We start from the raw sequence: 23,288 nt of genomic DNA on the forward strand, positions 1-23,288 counted from the left end.
AGGAGCAGACCTCAGCCGCCATACTGCTCGCTGGTGACCGCTTCCATCCAATCTGCGTGGACGCCGTCCAGCGCTTCCTGCATGGCGACGTGGGTCATTGTCGTCTTTGGACCCGCGCCGTGCCAGTGCTTCTCGCCCGGCTCGAACGAGATCACGTCGCCCGCCTTGATCTGCTGGATCGGCCCGCCCCATGTCTGCGCAAGGCCGGCGCCCGACGTGACATAGAGCGTTTGGCCGAGCGGATGCGTGTGCCAGTGGGTACGCGCGCCAGGCTCGAAGCTGACCAGCGTGGCCCGCAGCCGCGCCGGCGCTTCCTTCTCGATGATGGGCGTCTGCAGCACGCGGCCAGTGAAATACTTCTCCGGTGCGATGATGGTCGGCACGCTGCCGCAGGCAATGATCTTCATCTCTGGTGACCCCTAAGTTTGGCAGAACCTACCCTGCCCCGGTGCCGGCTACCACCCCAGCCGGGGCCAGAACAGGCCGGCACGTACGCGATAGTCCGCGTAGGCTCCGGCCAGCGGCGTGCGCGAAAATTTCTTCTCTTCGTCCAGCGCCGCAAACACATAGAGGATAGCGATTCCGGCGACCGGCACCACCGCCCAGATCGACCAGGTCGCGATCCCCCACCCGATCCAGAAGACGATGTAGGACGTATAGAAGGGGTGGCGGACATGGCCGTAGGGGCCGTCGGTCAGCAGGCTGTGCGGATCGTCGGGTGCGAAGGCGAAGCGCAATCGCGCCTTGCGCGACGTGACAATCGCCCACCAGAACAGGGCAGAGCTCGCCAGTTCGACGGCAAGTCCGGTGAGCTTTGCCGAACCCGGCTGCGATTGGATCCAAAGGATGGCGAGAAAGAACAGCGCCGTGGCGATGACCGCCGCCGAAATCACCATGGCGCCTGGAGACATCGCCTGCGATTGGAAATGCGCCCGCATCGACCAGACATATTGGCCAAGCGTCGCGATGCTGCAGATCGAGACAAGAAGATCGAGGACTGGTTCCATTGTCGGGATTCCGCGGGTTGCGATGGAGCCGGCGGTCACGCCGATGGTGGATTTCTAGAAATCGATTCTTAACCACATGTTTAAAGAACATATAGAGCCAGCGATGCGATGTTGGCGGTCAGGCAAATCTCAAGGTCTAATCCAGCATGAGCATCACTCACCGCACCATCCGCACGCCGCAGGCCGACTTGCGCCTCAGCCAGTCGTCTGGGTCCGGCATGCCCATCGTCATGATCCATGGCTCGGGCAGTTCGCGCGCCGTGTTTGCCCGTCAGTTCGACAGCCCGCTTGCCGATGCCCATCGGCTGATCGCCTTCGACCTTCCCGGCCATGGCGAGTCCTCCGATGCCCGCGACCCCGCGACCGCCTATACGATTACCGGCCTTGCCCAGACCTCAGCCCGGCTTCTCGACGCTTTGGGCATCAGCCAAGCGATCATCTTCGGCTGGTCGCTCGGCGGCCATGTGGCGGTCGAACTTGCCAGCTTCCACCATGCGGTGAACGGCCTGGTGCTGACCGGAGCGCCGCCGGTGTCGAGGGGGCCGTTCGGTATGCTGCGCGGCTTTCACGCAAACTGGGACATGCTGCTGGCCTCCAAGAAGGTCTACTCCGAACGCGACATCGAGCGCTTCGAGGCGCTTTGCTTCGGCGATACCGCAAGTCCGTCTTTCCGCGAAGCCATAAGGCGCACCGACGGCAGGCTTCGCGCCGGCGTGGCGCGCAGCATGTTTGCCGGCAAGGGCGCCGACCAGAAACAGGTGGTCGAGCACGCCCCGTTCCCGGTTGCGGTGATCAATGGCGAGCATGATCCGCTGGTGCGGCTGAGTTACTTCGAGACGGTGGCCTACAGCTCGCTGTGGGAACAATGCCATGTCATATCAGGCGCCGGCCATGCACCGTTCTGGGAACGCCCAGACCTGTTTAACCCGCTGTTGTCGCGCTACGCCGAGACGGTGGTAAAGCAAAGCGCAGCCAGGCCGGCGCGCCGCACCCAGGCCCGCTGAAATCTACCGACGGTTCTGACCCCGGCTCTCGCTCCGTCCGTCTGGCGGCGGCGCGATTTCTATTTTCCTTGCCCTGCCGGCTAACCCGTGGGACGATGGGTTGGGCAGGTGGCTAAATGAAAACAACCCCGCCCGCGACGGTCGAACAGGCCGGCCGCCGCTCACGACAGGGTGCGATCGGCGCAAAACCGTTTCCACTTTTGCTGATCGCACTCCAAGGGCAACGCCTGAGTGGAGGTCAGCCATGGGTACTCGCGCCGGAGGACGACGCACGGGACCGAAATGCATTGCCATAGTCGGTCCCTTTGCAAGCGGTAAGACGACACTTCTCGAAGCCATCCTCGCCCGTACGGGCGCCATCCCCCGCCAAAATCCCGTTTCATCGGGAAGCACCGTTTCCGATCATTCGCCCGAGGCGCGGGCGCACGCCATGAGCGTCGAGGCGACCTTTGCCACCACCGAATTCATGGGCGAGCAGATCACCTTCGTCGACTGTCCCGGATCGATCGAATTCTCCTTCGAGGCCGAGCCGGTGCTGGGAGCCTGCGATCTCGCGGTGGTCGTCGCCGAGGCCGACGAGAAGAAGATCCCAGCCTTGCAGCTCATCATGCGCAAGCTCGACGATCTCGGCGTGCCGCGCATCCTGTTCCTCAACAAGGTCGACAAGGCAATCGCCGGCGTACGCGATACGCTGAAGATGCTGCAGCCGACGAGCGCGGCGCCGCTGTTGCTGCGCCAGATTCCGCTGCGCAAGGACAATGTGGTGATCGGTTCGATCGACCTGGCGCTGGAGCGCGCCTACATCTACCGCGAATATGCCGAAAGCCAGGTTGCCGAAATTCCAACTGACGACAAGGCGCGCGAACTGGAGGCTCGCTTCTCCATGCTGGAGACGCTTGCCGACCATGACGACCAGTTGATGGAGCAGTTGCTGGAGGAGATCGAGCCGCCGAAAGACGCGGTTTTCGACGATCTGTCCGCCGACCTGCGCGCCGGCGCCATAACGCCGGTGCTGATCGGCACCGCCGAAAAAGGCAACGGCGTGCTGCGCCTTTTGAAGGCGATCCGCCATGACGCACCGGATGTCGAGGCAACGCGCAAACGGCTCGGCGTCCCCGACGGCAATCACACCGTGGTCCAGGTGATGAAGACCATCCACACCGCGCATGGCGGCAAGCTGTCCGTGTCGCGCGTACTCTCCGGCCAGATCGCCGATGCAGCCGAACTCTATTTGTCGAATGGCGAGACGGCGAAGGTCTCCGGCANCTCCGGCATCTACAAGATGCTCGGCAAGGACCAATCCAAGCTCACCGCTGCCAAGGCCGGCGACACGGTGGCGTTGGGCAAGCTGGACGAGGTCAAGACCGGCCAGACGTTGAGCTCCACGAAGGGCGGTATCAAGCCGCTGGTCACGCTGACGCCGCCGCAGCCGGTCTTTGCCTTTGCCCTGCGGCCGAAGGAGCGCAAGGACGAGGTCAAAATGTCGGCGGCCATCCAGCGCCTGGCCGAGGAAGATCCCTCGCTCACCTTGCGCCACAACCAGGACTCGGCCGAGACCGTGCTGTCCGGCCATGGTGAGATGCATCTGCGGGTCGTGCGCGAGCGGCTGGAAGGCAAGAATCAGATTCCGGTCGAAGGCCATGCGCCTGCCGTCCCCTATCGCGAGACGATCCGAAAGACGGTGCAGCAGCGCGGCCGCCACAAGAAGCAGTCCGGCGGCCATGGCCAGTTCGGCGATGTGGTGATCGAGATCAAGCCGCTGCCGCGCGGCTCCGGCTTTCAGTTCTCGGACACCATCACCGGCGGCGTCGTGCCCAAGACCTACATCCAGTCGGTCGAAACCGGCGTGCGCGATTATCTGAAATCCGGCCCGCTCGGCTTCCCTGTCGTCGATGTCGCCGTCAACCTCTCCGACGGCTCCTACCACGCCGTCGATTCCTCCGACATGGCTTTCCAGATGGCGGCCAAGCTGGCCATGAAGGAAGGCATGGCGGCCTGCTCGCCGGTGCTGCTCGAGCCGGTCATGAAGGTCGAGATCGTCACGCCGTCCGAAGCCACTTCGAAGATCATCGCGCTGATCCCGCAACGGCGCGGGCAGATCCTTGGCTACGACGCGCGGCCTGACTGGCCGGGATGGGATGTCGTGGAGGCGACCATGCCGCAGGCCGAGATCGGCGACCTGATCATCGAACTGCGCTCGGCGACCTCCGGCGTCGCCAGCTATCGTTGCGCCTTCGATCACATGGCCGAGCTGACCGGACGGTTGGCCGACGAAGCGATGAACGCCAACGGCAAGGCTGCCTGACAGGCCAAAGGATGATCCGCACAAAAAACGGCGCCCGGATGACCCGGACGCCGCTCTTATTGCGGACCGTCTTCTTGGGAGGAAAACGGCAGGTCCGCCGCACGTATCCGCCGCGCCATACGGCACTGGCAGACGAATAGGTTCGGACGCGGTAGCCGCCTGAGCCCGGATCTTCCGAGTGATGCCCCCATCTCCCGGTCGAACCACACCGCGTCCTATGATCTGCTTAAACGATGAATCGCGCCTGCGGCATGTTACCTGAGGTTACATGTCACTGTTACGCGGCGATTTTGCTCGATTTTTCGCTGGCTACGGCAGGCCCGAAAACAAAAAAGCCGGATCAATGAAGATCCGGCTGAGTTTGATTGGAAGTGCCTGTTAAGGCTAACCTCCAGAGGGGAACACTCGAGGGCGCTAATGGGAGGAGAACGCGCCCAGGAGATGATCTATATATGTGCTGTTCATGCCCAAGAAACAAGCATCTATTTTGCAACACACGCATGCAAAAAGGTACAGGCTGTGGTCTAACCCATGTCTAGGGGCCATAGGACCACGAAAAGTTGCCAAATGAATGGCGCGTGAATGGCGCGACCGTGCTGTTGCCTTCGCAGAACCGCAAGTCGGGCTGATTCTCGCGCTCGCGGGCAAAAAGCCGAATGACTTTGAATCGGGCAGCAGTCGTTTATTTTTGCGGCAGCGGGATGGGAAGGGTCGGCCGGAAGAAGGGAGACCTGACATGCGGATACCCCAGGCGATGGCCGGCAGCGCGGTCTTCTTCATCGCCGCACCTTGTGTCGTCGCCGGGCTGGTGCCCTGGCTGCTGACGGACCGCTACCGTCTGACGCTGTCGACGGTGCCCGGCTTCGTGCCGGCTGGCTCCATCCTAATCTTCGCGGCCATCGCCCTGCTCGTCCATTCCTTTGCCCGCTTCGCGCTCGAAGGCCTGGGCACGCCGGCGCCCGCCTTGGCGGGGGTGACCAGCACCTCCCAAGGGCATGTTTAAAATGACCAGCTGCGCGCTTTGGCGATGATGAAGTCGCGGAAGACGTGCAGCTTGGCCTGGTTCTTCATTGCATCGGGATAGGCGAAATAGGTGTCGAAGGACGGCACCTCGGTCTCCGGCAAAAGCTGCACCAGATCCGATTCCTTGGAGATCACGTAGTCGGGCAGCATGGCGATGCCGGCGCCGCCCTGCACGGCGCGCTTGATCGACAAGATGTCGTTGATCTGCAGCGTCGGCACCCTTTGCCCACCGTCGAAATCGCCGATCGTTTCCAGCCAGTTCAGCTCCGACAGATGCGACGGCACCGGCACACCGAAAGTGACGATGCGATGGTTCTTCAGATCGGCGACCGAGGTCGGCTTGCCGTGCTTGCCGACATAGGACGGCGAGGCATAGAGGTGGAAATGCACGGTGAACAGGCGGCGCTGGATAAGGTCGGGCTGCTGCGGCTGGCGCAGCCGTATCGCGCAGTCGGCCTGGCGCATGGTGAGGTCGAGTTCCTCATTGGCCAGGATCAGCTGCAGGCTGATTTCCGGATAGAGCTCGATGAATTCCTGCACCCGCTCGGTCAGCCAGCCGGCGCCGAGCCCGACGGTGGTCGTTACCCTCAGCACGCCGGAGGGCCGGTCCTTGGCCTCGGTCAGCTTCGACTTGATGGTCTCCAGCTTCATCAGCACGTCATGCGCCGTGCGGAACAGCATTTCGCCCTGCTCGGTCAGCACCAGGCCGCGGGCATGGCGATTGAACAGCGGCACCCCGACATCATGCTCGAGCGCGCTGACCTGGCGTGAAATCGCCGATTGCGACAGGTGCAAAGTCTCGGCGGCATGGGTAAACGACCCAGCCTCCGCCGCTGCGTGAAACACGCGAAGCTTGTCCCAGTCCAACGCCATTGAATTCCCCTCGTTCTGTTCTTGGCGTCTGAATGAAAAATCAGGCTTTTGAACGGCTTGCGACGCCGTCTTGATAGATTTTATTCCGCCGCTTCGCGGTGCACCTCGATGCCGGCCAGGTATTTTTCCGCCTCGAGCGCGGCCATGCAGCCGAGCCCGGCGGCGGTCACCGCCTGACGGTAGATGTCGTCGGTCACGTCGCCGGCGGCGAACACGCCGGGAAGGTCCGTGCGGGTCGAATTCGGCGCCGTCCACAGATAGCCGTTCGGCTTCTGCTTCAGCTTGCCGACAAACAATTCCACCGCCGGCGCATGGCCGATCGCCACGAACACGCCGTCCACCTGGAGATGGGTGACCTCGCCGGTCACCGCATTTCTGAGCTTCAGCCCTTCGACCGAAGGCGGCAGCGGCGTCTTGCCGGGCCGGCCGGTGATCTCGTCGACGATCGTGTCCCAGATGACTCGGACATTGTCCTTTTTCAACAGCCGCTCACGCAGGATGCGCTCGGCGCGGAAATCGTTGCGCCGGTGGATGACGGTCACGCTCTTCGCCAGATTGGAGAGATAGAGCGCCTCCTCCACCGCCGAATTGCCGCCGCCGATGACAGCGACATCCTTGCCGCGATAGAAAAAACCATCGCAGGTGGCGCAGGCCGACACGCCGAAGCCCATGAAGGTTTGTTCGGTGGGGATGCCCAGCCACTTCGCCTGCGCACCGGTGGCGATGATCAGCGCATCGGCCGTGTAGGTGGTGCCGGAATCGCCCGTGGCGCGGAACGGCCGCACATTGAGGTCGACCTCGGTGATGATGTCGTTGACGATGTCGGTGCCGACATGCTCGGCCTGCTTCAGCATCTGCTCCATCAGCCACGGGCCCTGGATCGGATCGGCGAAGCCCGGATAGTTTTCGACATCGGTGGTGATCATCAGCTGGCCGCCCTGCTGCAGGCCGGCGACGAGCATCGGCTTCAGCATGGCGCGCGCGGCGTAGACCGCCGCCGTATAGCCGGCCGGGCCGGAACCGATGATAAGGACAGGCGCGTGCTTGGTGGTCATGTAAAGCCTCTGCGGGGCGGACAATCGAGTGTGCCTTGGAAAAAGACGTGAAACGGTGCTGGTAATGTAAGGGTTGCCAACCACACCAGCAAGACGATCAGGCCGTCGTCCCCGGAAAGCTTCGGCCCACAGGCTTATTCGCGCAATGGCCGCTTCCGTTACGGTCGCAAAATCGCCCGACCAAGGGCTGGCATCGCCACAAAAGTCGTTTAATGACGAGATCGCGAAAGATTCTTGCGCTAAGCAGAGACCGCCATGCCCCTGAAAGCCGGCAGGGACGATGTCGGCAAAGNCTAAGCAGAGACCGCCATGCCCCTGAAAGCCGACCTCGACGCCATCGACTGGAAGATTCTGCGCGAGCTTCAGGCCGACGGGCGCATGACCAATGTCGAACTGTCGAGCCGCGTCGGCATTTCCGCGCCGCCCTGCCTGCGCCGTGTCCGGCGGCTGGAGGAAACCGGCATCATCAAAGGCTATCGCGCTTTGCTCAACGCGCCGGCGCTCGGCATGGATGTCGTCGCCTTCTGCCTGATCGGCCTGCATCACCAGGCCGACGCGGAACTCAAAACCTTCGCCGAGCGCACTCGCGGCTGGCCGATCGTGCGCGACGCCTGGATGGTCTCGGGCGAATCCGACTTCCTGCTGCATTGCGTGGCGAGTGATCTCGGCACCTTCCAGACCTTCGTCATCGAAGAACTGGCTTCGGCGCCGAATGTCGACACGGTGCGCACCGCGCTGACCATCCGCCGCGTCAAGGACGAAGGGCTGGTGGCGTTCAGCGCCTGATAAGCGAGATTAACTTCGAAAAAGCATGTGCGACGCCGACCAAGACATACCCCAACAGACACACTGCTACCTCTCCGACAACTGGCAAAAGAATGAAGCCGTCCCCAGGGCCGGGGCTCTCACCAGGGGACATCTCCGGCAAAGCTAAAAAGGCTAGCAAAATAGGTGAGCAAGCAAGCCAGACGAATGTGATGACATGCGGCAAGCATTTGAGACGGAAAATGTTTTTTGACGCGAGAACGCCGCGCCGATCACAATCATGTTGACGACGAATATGAGCCAGAAAGCGAATTCTGGCGCCGAAATCGTAGGGTATTCCGGGTCAGATTGCGTGAACATGAGCGGCCAAGGTTGAATATGCCATCCGGTTTCAGCTACGGAATCGGGAGTACTTTGACCCACCCTGCCAAGGGCAGGATCTGCTACCTGCGCTCCACCGTGAGAACAACAGGCAATCCCCAGGGCACATCTAGCGGTGCTTGAAGCAGTGAGACGTCGCCATCCGCGACCTGGGCTTCCCACTTGGCATAGTGTTTCAACCGGTAGTTCCCGGAGCGGACGCTGAGGCAGGCAACAGGCCCGCCATCGAGGTTTAGCGCCGTCTTGAGATCGAGGTCGGTCTGCAACAGGAAGTTTGCTAGCCGGTCCAGCGAGAAGAAAGCGTCCTTGGTCGAACCGACGATGATCCAGCCCTGACGATCTTCCGCGATAAAGGTGCGGTTGGCCAACCAGTTGCTCTTGGCGCGTACATTGTTGCGGCCGTCCTCACCGACAAGCAATGGATAGGAAACCATAGCGTTTTCGGCATTCTCCGTGACTGCGCGCCAGTCACGTGAATTGAGATCGACCACATGCGTGCCGGAGGCATTCACGAACCAGGCGCCGGCCTTCGCATCGTATTCATCCGGCCCGAGCCTCGCACCCATGCTGACAAAGGGCGTGTCGGCTTCGCCCTTCAGTCCGAAATAACTGCCATTGACGATCAGAACGGTGCCGCCTGTGCCTTGTGGATTGAGTGCCGCTTCCCACTGGTCGATGTCCTTGGCACCACTGTGCTCGTTACGGGCAACGAAACGGAATTTGGCTGGATCGAAACGGTTGAGATAGAGCCGGTCAATTTCACGGTCGCCCGCCATGACGGGGATTTCTCTGACCTGGAATCCAGGCTCGGTTTCATTCCATGAGCTGGCTCCACCGGTCACATCAGGAATTTCCGATTTCAACGCAAGCTGCATGGCAGGCGAGAGACGCGCATCGTCGGGTGCAACGGCGATCCAGTAGCTTCCGCCGCGGCGAAGAAGTGCATTGAGCCCATACACGCCGTGTTTTTGCCAGACATACCCCACGGCTGAAAGCACAGCCAATATCAACAAGACAACGGCAACAGAGATTGCTTTCTTCAATGAATTCCCCTCGTTCTTCGATGGAATGACATCTGCAAATTTCTTGCTTGAATGATGTCTGATCTCTGCAGTTTTTCCGCAAAAGAGCGTGGTGCTTTCCTGGGGAATAGCGTCAAAGCAAAGAAATGGATCGGCTCGCCGTTTCTGCGAAACGGTGAAACGCTCAAGCTAACCCATTGAGATTGCGTCGCAACAGATCCGGAAAGCTAAATCAGTCTCGATCCGAGCGACTCGACAGCTCTCAAAAGCCGTTCCAGATCATCGGGGTTGCGCAGCGGCAGAACCTCGAAGCCCGGCTCATTACTTCCCTCGCCATCCACCAGCCAGCCGCGCGGCAGGCCGGCACGTTGTCCGGCCTGCATATCCGCGGCCTTGTCGCCGACTATCAGCGAGCGCTTGAGATCGAGGCCGAGACGCTGCCGGGCCTGTAGCAGCATGCCCGGATTGGGCTTGCGCATTGGATGGTCGGCGACCGCCAGTGGCCCGCTGCCCGCCTCGTGGTAGGCGCAGGCCAGAACCATGTCGACGAAGGCATCGCCGGCGGCAAGCAGCTTGAGAACCCGGCCGTTGACCGCGGCAAATTCCTTCCAGCCGAAATAGCCGCGCGCGATGCCGGACTGGTTGGTGACGATGACCACCGGGATGTTGCCCCGGTTGGCCGCCGCGATGACCGGCACGATGCCGTCGCGCAGCGCCATTTTGGCTGGATCGTCGGGATAGCCGGTGTCGACATTGATGGTGCCGTCGCGGTCGAGGAACAGCGCCGGCGCGCTGGCTGGAAACACCCGCGAACCCACCCGCTCAACCCACAGGCCGGGCTCAGCCAGCGGGTATGGACCGTAGGCCCCGGTGTCAGCCATTCGACAGACGGTCTTCCACCACCTCGCAGAGATAGTGGTAGAGGCAGAGATGTCCCTGCTGGATGATCGGCGTCAAGGTCGAGGGCACGTTGAGCAGGATGTCGGTGAGCGGCTTGAGTTTGCCACCGCTGTCGCCGGTGAGGCTGACCACCGTCATGCCCATCATCCGAGCCTGTTCGGCGGCAGCCAGAATGCTCGGCGAATTGCCGCTGGTCGAGATGGCAAGCAGCACGCCGCCGGGCGCGCCATGCGCCTCGACCTGGCGCGAAAACACGGTGTCGAAGCCATAGTCATTGCCCCAGGCGGTCAGCATGCCCGCGTTGGCCGGCAGCGCAATCACATTGTAGGCCTTGCGCTCCTTAAGGAAGCGGCCGACCAGTTCGGTGGCAATGTGGATGGCGTCGCTGGCCGAGCCGCCATTGCCGCAGACCAGCAGCGCCTTGCCCGAGGAAAGCGCGGCGACGACCGCACTCACAGCACGTTCCATCTCGGCGGTCAGGTCACGCTCGACTGTCGCGGTGATCGCGGCCGCCGAGCGGACCAGATAGTCATTCAGTCCGGACATGAAATCCCTCAGTTAGTACCGCCGCCGGCGCGCAATTTGCCGATCGTGCCGGTGGTGCTCTTGCCGGCGACAAGGTCGACCAGGACGACGCGCCCGCCCGCCTTCTGCACCACATCGGCGCCGACAACGGTTTCGACCGTGTAGTCGGCGCCCTTGACCAGAATGTCGGGCAGAAGCGCCTCGATCAGCGCCAGCGGCGTATCCTCTTCGAACACCACGACCGCATCGACCGAGGCCAGGGCGGCGAGCACGCAGGCACGATCATGCTGATCGTTGACCGGGCGCCCTGCGCCTTTCAGCCGACGCACCGAGGCATCGCTGTTGAGGCCGAGCACCAGCCGGTCGCACTGGCTGCGCGCCGCGTGGAGAAGACTGACATGGCCGGCATGCAATATATCGAAGCAGCCATTGGTGAAGCCGACGCTCAGGCCCTCGTCCTTCCACGCCGCCACCATGCGCGCGGCCGATGCGGCATCGAGGATGGCGTCCTTGTGGGCGGTGGGGCCGTGCGAGCGGAACAGCGCGCCGGTGAGTTCCTCCACGGTCAGCCGCGCGGTGCCGCGTTTGCCCACCACCACACCGCCGGCGGCATTGGCGATGGAGGCGGCCATGACGCGATCGGCGCCCGCGGCCAGAGCCAGCGCGAAGCTCGCGATGACCGTATCGCCGGCGCCCGAAACGTCGAACACTTCGCGCGCCTGGGTGGCGATGTGGCGCGCCTCATCCGCGCCGACGACGCTCATGCCCTTTTCGCTGCGGGTGGCGACGACGAAGTCGAAGCCATGTGCCGAAATCAGCTGGCGTGCCGCCGCGACGATCTCGTCGTCGGCGAAAACCGGGCGACCGACAGCTTCGCCAAGCTCCTTGCGGTTGGGCGTGATGGCGGTCGCGCCGGCATAGCGCGCATAGTCGCGGCCCTTGGGATCGACCAGCACCGGTTTTCCCGCCTCGCGGCAGATGGCGATCAGGTCGGCGGCGACGCCGTCGAGCAAGATGCCCTTGCCATAGTCGGACAGAATGACGATGTCGGCGCGCGTGAGTGCGGCGCGAAAATGCCGGACCAGGTCCGCCCGTTCCTTGTCGTCGAGCGGCTTGATCTCTTCCTCATCGAAGCGCAGCACCTGCTGATTGAGCGCGCTGAAGCGGCTCTTCGACGACGTCATGCGACCGCGCTCCTGCGCCATATCAGCCGTATCGGCGCCGAGTTCGCGCAGCATGCGCACCAGATTGTCGCCGGCCACATCGGTGCCGATCACCGATATGGGAATAGCGCTGGCACCCAGCGAGACGATGTTGGCGACAACGTTGCCTGCGCCGCCCATCGTCGAGGTCTCGCCGCGCCCGTGCAGCACCGGGATCGGCGCTTCCGGCGAGATGCGCTCGATGACGCCGTTGACGAAACGGTCGAGGATGAAGTCGCCGACCACCAGCACGGCAACGTCGCCAAAGCGGGCAATGGCGCGGTGCAAAGGTTCGGGCGAAGGCGGATTGTGCTTGATCATGTCACTGGCAATGCGAGGGAAAGGCCGACCTCAATCACGCTGAAAATTGTCAATTTACGGGCCGGATCGTTCATGGCGAAGCCGATATACCGCAAATCCGCGCAGCGCAACGTCAGGGCGGCCGTCAGCTCTTCTGCAACGCGACGTGGACGCCCAGTCCGACCAGCACCGCCCCGCCCGCCCTCTGCATGATGCGCTGCGCACGGCTGGAGCGCTTCAGCCGGGCGATCACCATGCCTGCCAGCAACACGCAGACAATATCTGCCGAAGAGAACATTAAATTGACGATGGTGCCCAGCACGACGAATTGCAGCCACACCGGGAAACCCGCCGAGGCATCGATGAACTGTGGCAGGAACGCCATGAAGAAGATCGCCGTCTTCGGATTGAGCACTTCGACGGTGATGCTCTCGAAAAATGCCCGGCGCGCCGATTTGCGCTCGATCGCCGGCAGCGCCGTGTCACCGTCCCCGCGCTTGCGGAACAAGGACACGCCAAGCCAGATCAGATAGAGCGCGCCGATGAGCTTGACCGCCATGTAGAGCGGCGGCACCGCATGGAAGAGCACCGACAGCCCGGCGGCAGCCGCAAAGACATGGAAATAACCGCCAAGATGGATGCCAAGTGCCGCCGTCAGCCCCGACCAGCGCCCGCGCGCCATGGTCTGCGCGGCGGCATAGAGCATCGCCGGTCCTGGAATATAGGCAAAGATCGCCGTGGTGGCGAAAAACGCAATGAGCAGTTCGGTCGACGGCATTTTTTGTCCCCTAGCTTGCGGGCCTCGAATAAAGCGGGCCGCTTCGCGGTCTCACTGTGGCGTCGTGGTGCTTCATCGACAGTACGCTTGGCCTCCCTTATAAGGACCGGAATCGCAAGCAACCAGAGGCCTTCATGATCATCGTCACGGGCGGGGCCGGCATGATCGGCTCCAACATCGTCGCCGCACTCAATGCCGAAGGCCATGATGACATCCTCGTCGTCGACGACCTCACCGACGGCCACAAGATCGCCAACCTGGCCGATTTGCAGATAGCCGACTATCTCGACAAGGACGAATTCTTGGCCACCTTGGAAGCCGGCGACCTAGGCCGCGTCGAGGCCGTCTTCCACCAGGGCGCCTGCTCGACCACCACGGAATGGAACGGCAAGTTCATGATGGACGTGAACTACGCCTTCTCAAAGCGCTTGCTGCATGGCTGTCTTTCGCTGCGCATACCGTTCCTCTATGCCTCCTCGGCTTCCGTCTACGGCGGCGGTTCGGAGTTTCGCGAGGATCCCGCACTTGAGCGGCCGCTCAACGTCTACGCCTATTCGAAGAAACTATTCGACGACTATGTCAGGCGCACCGTGTTCGACACCGATCATTCGCAGGTCGCGGGCCTGCGCTACTTCAACGTCTATGGCCCGCGCGAGGCGCACAAGGGCGCCATGGCCTCGGTCGCCTTCCATCTGTTCAATCAGGTCGGGCGCGGCGAAAACCCAAAGCTGTTCGGCGCCCATGACGGCTTCGGCCCCGGCGAACAAAGCCGCGACTTCATTCACGTCGGCGATGTCGCCGACGTCAATCTGTGGCTGTGGAAGCGCGGCTCGAGCGGCATCTTCAACTGCGGCACCGGCCGCGCCCAGCCGTTCCGCGCCATTGCCGAGACCGTGATCGATACGCTGGGCCAGGGCGAGATCGAGTTCATCGAATTCCCCGATCACCTCAAGGGCAGCTACCAGAGTTTTACCCAGGCTGATATGTCCCGCTTGCGCGCAGCCGGCTATAATGGGCAATTCCGCAGCGTGGAAACCGGCGTCAGAGACTATGTCGAATGGCTGAAAGCCCAACGATCCTCGTGATCGGCCCACGCTGGGTGGGCGATATGGTCATGGCGCAGTGCCTGTTTTCAGCGCTGAAGGACGTCCATCCCAACGCCGCCATCGACGTGCTGGCCCCGGCCTGGGCCGCCCCGCTGGTCAAGCGCATGCCCGAGATTCGCCAGCAGATCGATTTCCCGCTGCAACCGGGCGCGCTCGAATTCACCATTCGCCGCCGCTTCGGCCGCCTGCTGCGCGGCCGCTACGACATGGCCTACGTCCTGCCGGGCAGCTGGAAATCGGCGCTGATCCCGTTCTTTGCCCGCATCCCCCGCCGCTTCGGCAATCTCCGGGAAATGCGCTACGGCCTGCTGACCGACATCGTGCCGCTGCCCGATGCCGTCAAACGGCGCACCGCGCAGGCCTATTTTGGCCTCGCCCAAGGCGGACATTTCCGGCCGCCGCGGCTCACCGTCGACGCCGGCAATCAGAAAGATCTGCTCGCTCGCTTCGCAGTGCAGCCGGGAAAATTCGTCGCCATGATGCCCGGCGCCGAATTCGGTCCGGCCAAACGCTGGCCTAGCGAAAGCTATGCCGGCCTCGCCGGAGAGATGATGGCGAAAGGATTCAAGGTCGCGTTGTTCGGCTCGAAGAACGATCGCGACGTCACCGCCGAGATCGCAGCACTCGCGCCCGGTGTCGTCGATCTGGCAGGAAAGACACGGCTGGAGGACGCCATCGACCTGATCGCCGCGGCCAGGCTGGCGGTGTCCAACGACAGCGGGCTGATGCATGTCGCGGCCGCCGTCGGCACGCCGGTCGTTGCCGTCTACGGTTCGACCTCGCCGGAAAACACGCCGCCGTTGGCTGAACAGCGCGAACTGATCTGGTTGCATCTGTCCTGTTCGCCCTGCCACCGGAAGGTCTGTCCGCTCGGCCACCTCAACTGCCTGAAGACGCTGGACGTTGCCCGAGTGGCAGCGGCGGCGGACAGGTTGCTGGAACTCCCGGCCGCCGCATGAAGGTGTTGATCGTCAAGACCTCCTCGATGGGCGACGTCATCCACACCTTCCCCGCCGTCGAAGATGCACGCCGCAAGCGCCCCGATATCGCCTTCGACTGGTGCGTCGAAGAGGCCTTTGCCGGCATCGTCGCGCTGCATCCGGCGATAGCAAAGATCCATACCGTCGCCATCCGGCGCTGGCGCAAGCATCTGTTCAACGCCGGCACATGGCGGGAGGCGACAAGCTTGCGCCGCGCTCTGCAAGCAGGCGAGTACGACCTCGTCATCGATGCGCAGGGGCTGCTGAAATCGGCCCTGGTTGCGAAACAGGCAGCGGCACCAATCGCAGGCTTCGACCGCGCAAGCGCGCGGGAGCCCTCGGCAACGTTGTTTTACCAGCGCAAATACGCCGTGCCGCGCAACCTGCACGCCATCGAACGCACGCGCCGGCTGTTCGGGCTGGCGCTCGGCTACGAGCCCGATCTTTCGGCGCTCGCATCCGGGATTGTGCCGCCTCCCGGCGGCCTGGCCGGCATTGACGGCAAGACGGCCTTCCTGCTGCACGGCACCAGCCGCGAGGACAAGAAATGGCCCGCCGAAGACTGGATCGAAACGGCTCGCCTGCTGGTTGGTAGCGGAATGACGCCGGTCACCACCTGGTCGAACGAGCGTGAGAAGGCGGTGGCCAAGGCGATCTCGAAAGCCGTGCCGTCAACGATCGTGGTGCCGAGATCGCCGCTGGCAGACATTGCCGCGATCCTTGGCCGCTCGACGCTGGTTATCGGCGCCGACACCGGTCTGACCCACCTCGCCAGCGCCTTCGGCCTGCCGACGGTCGCGGTGTTCCTGGCGACCGAGCCGGGTTTGACCGGCCCGCGCGGGCAATATGCCTCAACGTTGCTGGCCGCAGCGGGGGAGCGCCTCATGCCGGCACAGGTGGTGCCGGAAGCAGAAAAGCTATTAGCCCTTAAGCTCCAAGCTTCGGCATAGGACCTTCCAGCAATTCTGAGGTGCTAGATAAATTGCACCTGGACGATCTCATAACCCCTGGCGCCGCCGGGGGCGTTGACCTCGATGGCGTCGCCGACTTCCTTGCCGATCAGCGCGCGCGCGATCGGCGAGGAGATCGAAATACGGCCCGATTTCACATCCGCTTCCTGGTCGCCGACAATCTGGTAGGTCTTCTTTTCCTCGGTGTCCTCGTCGACCAGCACCACCGTGGCGCCGAACTTGACCTTGTCGCCGCTAAGCTTGGTGACGTCGATCACCTCGGCCCGAGCAATATAGTCTTCCAGTTCGTTGACACGGCCCTCATTGAGGCTCTGCGCCTCTTTGGCGGCATGATATTCGGCATTTTCGGACAGGTCGCCATGCGAGCGCGCTTCGGAGATCGCCTCGATGATACGCGGCCGCTCTTGCTGCTGGCGCCAGCGCAGTTCTTCCTTCAATGACGCGAACCCCTCGCCTGTCATCGGGACCTTGTTCATGATGCCTGACCTTTCCTGCCGCCACCCCCGCATTTCGGGGAAAGCCTTGTCGATGGGTATAAAAAGAAAACGGGTCCGGCAGCCTCGGGCTAACGGAACCGTTTCACCGCAATTTTCCCCAATATAGCGATCCTCGCGCGTTTTTCACGCTGAAAAAGCAGGCTTTTTGAAAAATCATGAGCCGACTTGCGCAATTGCCGTCACGGCATGTGCAGCGTGTTGCAGTTGCGACAACAAAAACCGGCTGCGATTGCTCGCAGCCGGCCCAGAGAAGCCGTTGGGGTGGGGTCAGCTTCTCATGAAATGGTAGATCTGTTCGGCCAGCATGCCGTATTCGCGCGAATCTTTGCCCGTCCGCTTCTCGATCTCGGCCAGCTGCGCCTGGGCGCCGGCCAGATCGCCGATCTGCAGATGGGCCTCGCCGAGATATTCGCGCACCAGCGTGTAATCCGGGTTGATGCGGAGCGCTTCCTCGTAATAGCCGAGGCCGACGGTGACACGGCCGGAATGGCGATGCGAATAGCCGAGATAGTTGAGGATGCGTGGATCCTGCTTGTTGGCGGCAAGGCTGAGCACGGCGATCGCCTCATCATAACGCCCGGCCATGGCCAGGTCGTGACCAGCATCGTAGATGTTGTCGTCGTCCAGCATGCCGTACTTCGGCGCGACGCATTTCTGCTTTTTCTTGTCCCAGACCTGCCCCTTCTTGCACTGGGTGGTGGTCTCGGTACCACCGCCACCGCCGCCGGCCGCAAACACCGGAACCGCAAAGAACTGCAGCGCGACAAGCGCCGCAGCCGCCTGGATCAACACTCTTTTATGCATCGAAGCCTCCTTGAGGGGATAATGACAAGCTTGAGGGAAAATGACGATAATGAAAAGCTAACGCCGGGATGCAGACTTTTCATCCCGGAAACCCGCAGCCGCCGAAACTATTTGTGCGCCATGCCTAACTTGAATTCGGTCAAAGGCGGGAGCCAAGGATCAGAACATGACGTGACGCGCGCTGCAAATCCGCTATCATTCGGGAAATGATCAGCGGGGGTGCCGAGTGCAACAGCGCCGTGAGCGGGAATGGGAGCTATCGATCGGCCCGGACACCGTGCGCCTGTTCATTCTCAAGGCAAAGGGATTGAGTGCTGCCGTCAACGAAGACTATGCCGACGGTGCCGAGCATGAGGTCGAGCTCGATGGTGAATCACATGCCAATCACCACCATGACGGTCTGGCGGAGGAAAGCGCGGAAGACCTCACCGAGGAAGAGCTGCGCGAGCTGATCAACGACCTCAACGTTGACGAAGCGGCCGAGTTGATCGCGCTGGCCTGGGTCGGCCGCGGCGACTATGACGCTGCGGAATGGTCCGATGCGGTTGCCGCCGCGCGCGACCGCGCCAACAAGCGCACGGCGAAATACCTGCTCGGCATGCCGCTTTTGGCCGACTGGCTGGAAGAAGGGCTGGAAGCGATTGGCGCGTAACGCCGTCGTTACCGTTCGTGATGGGCCGCAGGCAACCTCCGGGCGTTCGCGCCGTTGAGGACGATGGGGTCTGTTGTACTTTCCCGAATATGCAGGGTTGCACTGGTCATGGTCGTCACGGCTCTGCTGCTGACGCCCCTGCTGACGCAAGCCGACGCCAAACAGCGCAAGAAGCATTACACGCCGCTGTCACAGCGGTTGGAGCAGTTGTTTTCACCGCGGGTCGACTCGCATCCTAAGCGGCGCAGCAAACACCGCCAGAAGCCCAGGCCACAGCGGCACATCACGCCAAAGCAGGTGGAACAAAAGACCCCGGATAAAGAGCCCTCGCCCGCCGATGTTCCGGTGCAGCCCTCGCGCGTTGTCCCGCTGCCCGAGGCGCGTCCTTCAGAGGCGCCGAAGACCGGCGCGGCACCGATCGAAAAGCAAAAGGCCGAAGGTCCGAACCCCCTTGGCGCGCCCAACCGGTCCAATGACGATCGATTCAACGAAGAAAAGTCCCGTTTTAAAAAGCAGGCGCGGCCCGGACCGTCAGCCCCGAAGCCGTCGACCGATAGGCAAAGCGAGCCCGAGCCGCCGGCCGCGGTGCCGATTCCGACACAAAAGCCAGACACTCCGGAACCTGAAGCTCAGCCGCCGGCCGTTGCTCCGCAGCCACCTGAAAAACCCGATGCCGGCGACAAGAAGATGCTGCCTGATCCGCGCTCGGCCGATTTGCCCGATGAAAAAATGCCGGCGGCGGAAGTCGCCTGTCGCGAGCGGCTGACGGCCCTTGGTGTCGAATTCGAGGAGCATAAGGCGGAAAGCAATCCCGACATCGGCTGCTCGATCCCCTATCCCCTGCTGCTGAAGTCGCTCGGAAAATCCATCGCCATCGGCCCCGCGACCGAACTCAACTGCCCGATGGCCGAGGCGGCAGCCCGCTTTGCCGCCGAAATCATACAGCCGGCGGCGAAAGCCGAGTTCGGAGCCGACCTGAAATCGATCAACCAGGCATCGGCCTTTGTCTGCCGGCCGCGCAACGGCACGCGCCATCTGTCGGAACATGCCTTCGGCAACGCGCTCGATATTGCCAGCTTCACGTTGTCGGATGGCAGAAAGGTCGAAGTCGGTCCAACGCCGCCCGAGAAGGACGGCAAATTCCTCAATGCGGTGCGCAAGGCCGCCTGCGGACCGTTCAAGACCGTGCTTGGACCGGGCGCGGACCCGGACCATTCCCTGCATTTCCATCTCGATCTCGAACCGCGCCGGAATGGTGGCACTTTCTGCCAGTGATGGCCCTTCAGTGATCGTCACCGGTGATGGTCTGGCTGCCGCATTTCGGCCGCAGGCATGAACGGGAACGCTGAGTTTTCCTTTACCCTTGATCGTTAAAATCCCACCGATCAAGGACAGGATTCCGCCCATGGCCGCAATATTTCGCGCCGCGAAGGCAAAAAGCGCAGCGATACTGGCCGCCGGTCTTGCGCTGGCCGCCGTTTCGGCTTGCAACACTGGCAGCGTGCTGTCGCTGCAGCCGGCCGTCGATGTCGGCTCGCAGACCGCGGCCGTGCCGCAATATGAAGGCATGCAGAAGCTCGTCCCGTCCAATCCCTATATGACTGCCGCCTATCCGCACATGGACGAGCCGATGTCGGAGTCGGAGCCGCAGCAGATGCCGGCCAGCGAAACCGATTGCCGTGGCGAGCTGAAGCGGCTTCGCGTCGTCTACACCGATGTCCAGCCGATCCATGAGGGACAGTGCGGCATAGACTGGCCGGTCAAGGTCTCCGCCATCGGCGGCATCCAGATGAAGCCCGCCGCGACATTGACCTGCGACATGGCCGCAAGTTTCGCCGCCTGGACCAGCAACGAACTGGTTCCTTCCGCCCGCTGGCGCTATTTCTCGGGCGTCAAGACCATCCACCAGGGCTCGAGCTATTCCTGCCGCAACATCGCCGGCGAAGGTGTCCTGTCCGAGCACGGCAAGGGCAACGCCCTCGACGTCATGAGCATCGAGCTCAACAACGGCGACGACATCGATGTGCGCAAGCCCGGCCTGTTTGCCTTCCGCACCCGCGGCTTCCTCAACAATGTGCGCGCCGACGGCTGCCAGTATTTCACCACCGTGCTCGGTCCCGGCTACAATTACGATCACCGCAACCATTTCCATTTCGACATCAAGAACCGCAAAAGCGGCTACCGCGCCTGCCGCTAAGGCGTTCACCGTTCAGAAATCAGTCGGGATTGGCGTTCCCGGTGGAAGCGATGATTTGCTCGGCCACCAGATCCTGAATGCGCCAAAGGTTCCTGTCGCGGATACCGCTCTCTTCCAACTTGCTGACGGTTCGGAACAGGTATTGAGCCGACGAGCCCCAATGCCCGGCAGCCCGCGCCAGCGTGTCGGCAACCTGCTCCAATGGCAGCCGGCCCGCATAGGCCCTGCCGTCTGGCGCGGCGACGAAAGCCAAGGCCCGCAACGTCCCATCCTTGGTCTTGACCTTGATCCAGCATGGCACGTTAGTCGGCGGGTTGGCATCGATCTCGCGGCGCAGCAACTGGCCAAGTTGCCCGAAATGGTCTTCCGCGGGCAGCCGATAGACGATGCCGTTGCAGCTGCCGCCTCGATCGAGCGCCAGCATCAGCGCCGGCAAATCACGGGTTCCGCGCCAACGGGTCAGCGTCAGGCAGAACGAGCGGTGCCATCCTGGCGCCGTGGCCGGGCGCTGCTCGACATGGGCAAATTCGGGGTTCCAGATCAGCGACCCGTAGGCAAAGACCCATAGCGCTTCAGGCCGATGCTCCGACAGAAGTTGCTCGACAAGACTATCGAACTCCGCGTCTGTATGCTCGGTTGTTCCGGGCTCGGGACCCGGATCCGGTTCGACACGCTCGACCCTTGCGACAAGGTCCGCGGTCAATGCCATCGAGCTGCGACCCACCGGCTTCTTATCCATTCCTGCTCACCCCCGCAAAAACGATGGCCGACGATAGAACGGCTGCTCGCCGCTGGCCATTGATTTCCAGGGTCCGTCAGGCACAGATACCGAACGGATCGAGCCGCTTTCATGAGCCGACGAAGCCTGCAACGACGCGCATTGACCTGGCTCGCCGCTCTTCTGGCGGTCTGGCTGGCCCTCGCCTATGTCGCTGCGCCGGAATTCTGGACGGTTCGCGACCGCGGCTTTCGCACGCAGACTTTCGAGATGGTGACACACACGCCGCAAGGCATTCCGGGCGACCCGATCAATATCGGCCTTGTCGGTACCGAAAAAGAGATGATCCATGCCTTCGCCATGGCCGGATGGGATACGGCCGATGGCGTGACGCTAAAGACCGCGATCGAAATCGGTGAGAGCGTGCTGTTCGATCATCCCTATCCTGACGCCCCGGTCAGCCGGCTGCTGTTCGAAGGCCGCGCCCAGGATCTCGCCTTCGAAAAGCCGGTCGGCGGCAGCGCCGACCGGCGCCATCATGTCCGCTTCTGGCGCAGCGATGCGACCGGCGACGACGGCCGAACGCTCTGGATGGGCTCGGCCAGCTTCGACCGCGGCGTTGGTCTCAGCCACGATACCGGCGCCATCACCCACCATATCGCCCCTGACATCGACGCCGAGCGCGATCTCGTGATCCACGACCTGTCGGCGGCCGGCATGGTGATCTCGGTGAGCGACATCCCGGGCATCGGCGCCACCAGGACCGGACGCAACGGCGGCGGCGATCCCTATTTCACCGACGGCAAGGCTGTTGTCGGGGTGCTCAGGCAATTCCCCTGAACCACCGTCATTTCCCAAAAATCATCGCGGACTATTTTCCTGCGGCCCGCCGCAATGCTATTGAGCCCTGATGCTATACGTCGAAATCGCCACCGTGGTCGTCCTCATCTGTGTGAACGGCCTTCTGTCGATGTCCGAGCTCGCCATCGTGTCGTCGCGCCCGGCGCGGCTCAAGGCGATGATCGACCGCGGCGTCAATGGCGCCGGGCGTGCGCTGACGCTCGGCTCCAATCCCGGCAAATTCCTGTCGTCGGTGCAGATCGGCATCACTCTGGTCGGCGTGCTGTCGGGCGCCTTCTCCGGCGCCACGCTGGGCGACAGGCTTTCGGTGTACCTGGCCACGACCGGCATGCGCGAAAACATCGCCGACCCGCTCGGCGTCGGCATTGTCGTTGCGATCATCACCTATTTCTCGCTGATCGTCGGCGAACTGGTGCCCAAGCAGATCGCGCTGCGCGATCCCGAGCGTGTTGCGGCCCGCGCAGCGCCTGCGATGACCATCCTCGCCACCGTCTCGGCGCCGCTGGTGTTCCTGCTCGACATTTCCGGCCGCGCCATATTGTGGTTGCTCGGCCAGCGCGGCGAGAGCGAGGAAAAAGTCACCGACGAAGAGATCAAGATGCTGGTCGCCGAGGCCGAGCACCACGGCACCATCGAATCTGACGAGCGGCGCATGATCGCCGGCGTCATGCGGCTCGGCGATCGCGCCGTGCGCGCCGTGATGACGCCGCGCACCGAGGTCGACTGGATCAATTTGCAGTCCGATGAGGGTGCCATCCGCAAGCTCTTGATGGAGACCCAGCATTCGCGCCTGCCGGCCGGCGACGGCGGCGTCGACGTCATGGTTGGCGTTGTTCAGACGCGCGACGTGCTGGCCGCCCTGCTCGCCGGCCGCGCACTCGATCCGCGCAAGCATGTGCGCGCCGCCCCCATCGTCTACGACCAGGCCGACGCGCTGGATGTGCTGCAGAAGCTGAAGGAATCCGACGTGCCGATGGCGCTGGTGCATGACGAATACGGCCATTTCGAAGGGATCGTCACACCTGCCGACATCCTCGAGGCCATCACCGGCGTCTTCCGGGCCGATACCGACGCCGGCGACGAGGAAAACGCCGTCAAGCGCGAGGACGGCTCATGGCTGCTCGCGGGATACATGCAAGCCGACGAGATGGCTGACGTTCTCGGTATCGACCTGCCGGAAAACCGCGACTACGAGACCGTCGCCGGTTATGTGCTGTCGCACATGCACCATCTGCCGGCGACCGGCGAATGCGTCGACGCGCAAGGCTGGCGTTTCGAGGTCGTCGACCTCGATGGCCGCCGCATCGACAAGCTGATCGCCACCCGGCTGCCCAGCGGCCATCGCGAAGTGGTGCGTTGACG

General features: G+C 62.8%; 24 protein-coding genes. 12 read left to right on the plus strand and 12 right to left on the minus strand.

Annotation, left to right across the window (positions count from 1 at the left end):
• Positions 1-11: 11 nt before the first annotated feature.
• Positions 12-407 (minus strand): cupin domain-containing protein, encoded by a 396-nt coding sequence (locus tag X757_RS163430; RefSeq protein WP_023711180.1) that lies wholly within the window; start codon positions 405-407, stop codon positions 12-14.
• Between the two features lie 48 nt (positions 408-455).
• The gene (locus X757_RS163425; protein ID WP_023724921.1) at positions 456-1,007 is read right to left on the minus strand and encodes an isoprenylcysteine carboxylmethyltransferase family protein; all 552 of its coding nucleotides are present in this window, start codon (positions 1,005-1,007) and stop codon (positions 456-458) included.
• 146 nt (positions 1,008-1,153) lie between these two features.
• On the opposite strand from X757_RS163425, the gene X757_RS163420 reads away from it, so the two are divergent.
• The 3 genes from X757_RS163420 (at position 1,154) to X757_RS163410 (ending at position 5,319) form a co-directional block, all read left to right on the plus strand.
• Positions 1,154-2,011 carry an alpha/beta fold hydrolase gene (locus X757_RS163420; RefSeq protein ID WP_023701619.1) on the plus strand — a complete coding sequence of 286 codons (858 nt, stop codon included), beginning with the start codon at positions 1,154-1,156 and terminating at the stop codon, positions 2,009-2,011.
• 244 nt (positions 2,012-2,255) lie between these two features.
• Positions 2,256-4,316 carry an elongation factor G gene (locus X757_RS163415; protein WP_023724922.1) on the plus strand — a complete coding sequence of 687 codons (2,061 nt, stop codon included), beginning with the start codon at positions 2,256-2,258 and terminating at the stop codon, positions 4,314-4,316.
• Positions 4,317-5,052: 736 nt separating this feature from the next.
• Positions 5,053-5,319, plus strand: a complete 267-nt coding sequence (locus X757_RS163410; protein ID WP_023724923.1) for a hypothetical protein — start codon at positions 5,053-5,055, stop codon at positions 5,317-5,319.
• On the opposite strand, the gene X757_RS163405 is transcribed toward X757_RS163410, so the two are convergent.
• Both X757_RS163405 and trxB read right to left on the minus strand, forming a co-directional pair.
• Entirely contained in the window at positions 5,316-6,212 is an 897-nt protein-coding gene (locus tag X757_RS163405) for a LysR family transcriptional regulator (RefSeq protein ID WP_023671970.1), read from the minus strand. The genes X757_RS163410 and X757_RS163405 overlap by 4 nt on opposite strands.
• An 80-nt stretch (positions 6,213-6,292) precedes the next feature.
• Entirely contained in the window at positions 6,293-7,267 is a 975-nt protein-coding gene (trxB, locus tag X757_RS163400) for a thioredoxin-disulfide reductase (protein ID WP_023724924.1), read from the minus strand.
• A gap of 309 nt (positions 7,268-7,576) precedes the next feature.
• Here trxB and X757_RS163395 point away from each other — a divergent pair, with 309 nt between their 5' ends.
• The gene (locus X757_RS163395) at positions 7,577-8,053 is read left to right on the plus strand and encodes an Lrp/AsnC family transcriptional regulator (protein WP_023671972.1); all 477 of its coding nucleotides are present in this window, start codon (positions 7,577-7,579) and stop codon (positions 8,051-8,053) included.
• Between the two features lie 422 nt (positions 8,054-8,475).
• On the opposite strand, the gene X757_RS163390 is transcribed toward X757_RS163395, so the two are convergent.
• From X757_RS163390 to X757_RS163370, 5 genes are all read right to left on the minus strand, one after another.
• On the minus strand, positions 8,476-9,456 hold the full coding sequence (locus X757_RS163390) for a phosphodiester glycosidase family protein (protein WP_245275013.1): 981 nt from the start codon (positions 9,454-9,456) through the stop codon (positions 8,476-8,478).
• Between the two features lie 206 nt (positions 9,457-9,662).
• The gene (locus tag X757_RS163385) at positions 9,663-10,316 is read right to left on the minus strand and encodes an HAD-IIIA family hydrolase (protein WP_023724926.1); all 654 of its coding nucleotides are present in this window, start codon (positions 10,314-10,316) and stop codon (positions 9,663-9,665) included.
• Entirely contained in the window at positions 10,309-10,881 is a 573-nt protein-coding gene (locus X757_RS163380) for an SIS domain-containing protein (RefSeq protein WP_023724927.1), read from the minus strand. Before X757_RS163380 ends, X757_RS163385 begins: the two co-directional genes overlap by 8 nt.
• A gap of 8 nt (positions 10,882-10,889) precedes the next feature.
• Positions 10,890-12,383, minus strand: a complete 1,494-nt coding sequence (gene rfaE1 / locus X757_RS163375; protein WP_023671976.1) for a D-glycero-beta-D-manno-heptose-7-phosphate kinase — start codon at positions 12,381-12,383, stop codon at positions 10,890-10,892.
• 124 nt (positions 12,384-12,507) lie between these two features.
• Positions 12,508-13,140: a LysE family translocator gene (locus X757_RS163370; protein WP_023671977.1), complete on the minus strand. Its 633-nt coding sequence runs from the start codon at positions 13,138-13,140 to the stop codon at positions 12,508-12,510.
• Between the two features lie 134 nt (positions 13,141-13,274).
• On the opposite strand from X757_RS163370, the gene rfaD reads away from it, so the two are divergent.
• The 3 genes from rfaD to waaC are packed head-to-tail and all read left to right on the plus strand — an operon-like array spanning position 13,275 to position 16,176.
• Complete coding sequence (gene rfaD / locus X757_RS163365; protein WP_023683756.1) at positions 13,275-14,225, plus strand: ADP-glyceromanno-heptose 6-epimerase; 951 nt, start codon at positions 13,275-13,277, stop codon at positions 14,223-14,225.
• Positions 14,198-15,205 carry a lipopolysaccharide heptosyltransferase II gene (gene waaF, locus X757_RS163360; protein WP_023695762.1) on the plus strand — a complete coding sequence of 336 codons (1,008 nt, stop codon included), beginning with the start codon at positions 14,198-14,200 and terminating at the stop codon, positions 15,203-15,205. Before rfaD ends, waaF begins: the two co-directional genes overlap by 28 nt.
• Positions 15,202-16,176, plus strand: a complete 975-nt coding sequence (gene waaC, locus X757_RS163355; protein WP_023683754.1) for a lipopolysaccharide heptosyltransferase I — start codon at positions 15,202-15,204, stop codon at positions 16,174-16,176. The genes waaF and waaC overlap by 4 nt, the downstream gene beginning before the upstream one ends.
• Positions 16,177-16,199: 23 nt before the next feature.
• Here the strand turns inward: waaC and greA are convergent, their stop codons facing one another.
• Together greA and X757_RS163345 are read right to left on the minus strand one after the other, a co-directional pair.
• Positions 16,200-16,673 (minus strand): transcription elongation factor GreA, encoded by a 474-nt coding sequence (gene greA, locus X757_RS163350; protein WP_023683753.1) that lies wholly within the window; start codon positions 16,671-16,673, stop codon positions 16,200-16,202.
• A gap of 288 nt (positions 16,674-16,961) precedes the next feature.
• Positions 16,962-17,498 carry a M48 family metallopeptidase gene (locus tag X757_RS163345; RefSeq protein WP_023683752.1) on the minus strand — a complete coding sequence of 179 codons (537 nt, stop codon included), beginning with the start codon at positions 17,496-17,498 and terminating at the stop codon, positions 16,962-16,964.
• Between the two features lie 226 nt (positions 17,499-17,724).
• Here X757_RS163345 and X757_RS163340 point away from each other — a divergent pair, with 226 nt between their 5' ends.
• From X757_RS163340 to X757_RS163330, 3 genes are all read left to right on the plus strand, one after another.
• Positions 17,725-18,150, plus strand: coding sequence for a DUF3775 domain-containing protein (locus X757_RS163340; RefSeq protein ID WP_023683751.1), 426 nt, complete (start codon positions 17,725-17,727; stop codon positions 18,148-18,150).
• 198 nt (positions 18,151-18,348) lie between these two features.
• On the plus strand, positions 18,349-19,425 hold the full coding sequence (locus X757_RS163335) for an extensin family protein (RefSeq protein WP_023724928.1): 1,077 nt from the start codon (positions 18,349-18,351) through the stop codon (positions 19,423-19,425).
• A 130-nt stretch (positions 19,426-19,555) separates the two neighbouring features.
• The gene (locus X757_RS163330) at positions 19,556-20,347 is read left to right on the plus strand and encodes an extensin family protein (protein WP_023695766.1); all 792 of its coding nucleotides are present in this window, start codon (positions 19,556-19,558) and stop codon (positions 20,345-20,347) included.
• A 19-nt stretch (positions 20,348-20,366) separates the two neighbouring features.
• Here the strand turns inward: X757_RS163330 and X757_RS163325 are convergent, their stop codons facing one another.
• Positions 20,367-21,086, minus strand: a complete 720-nt coding sequence (locus tag X757_RS163325) for a gamma-glutamylcyclotransferase (RefSeq protein WP_023724929.1) — start codon at positions 21,084-21,086, stop codon at positions 20,367-20,369.
• 111 nt (positions 21,087-21,197) lie between these two features.
• Here X757_RS163325 and X757_RS163320 point away from each other — a divergent pair, with 111 nt between their 5' ends.
• Positions 21,198-21,905 (plus strand): LssY C-terminal domain-containing protein, encoded by a 708-nt coding sequence (locus X757_RS163320; protein WP_023724930.1) that lies wholly within the window; start codon positions 21,198-21,200, stop codon positions 21,903-21,905.
• Between the two features lie 70 nt (positions 21,906-21,975).
• Positions 21,976-23,286 (plus strand): hemolysin family protein, encoded by a 1,311-nt coding sequence (locus tag X757_RS163315; protein ID WP_023724931.1) that lies wholly within the window; start codon positions 21,976-21,978, stop codon positions 23,284-23,286.
• Positions 23,287-23,288 lie beyond the last annotated feature (2 nt).

The sequence above is a fragment of the Mesorhizobium sp. LSHC412B00 genome, assembly GCF_000503035.1.
Taxonomy (GTDB): Bacteria; Pseudomonadota; Alphaproteobacteria; order Rhizobiales; family Rhizobiaceae; genus Mesorhizobium.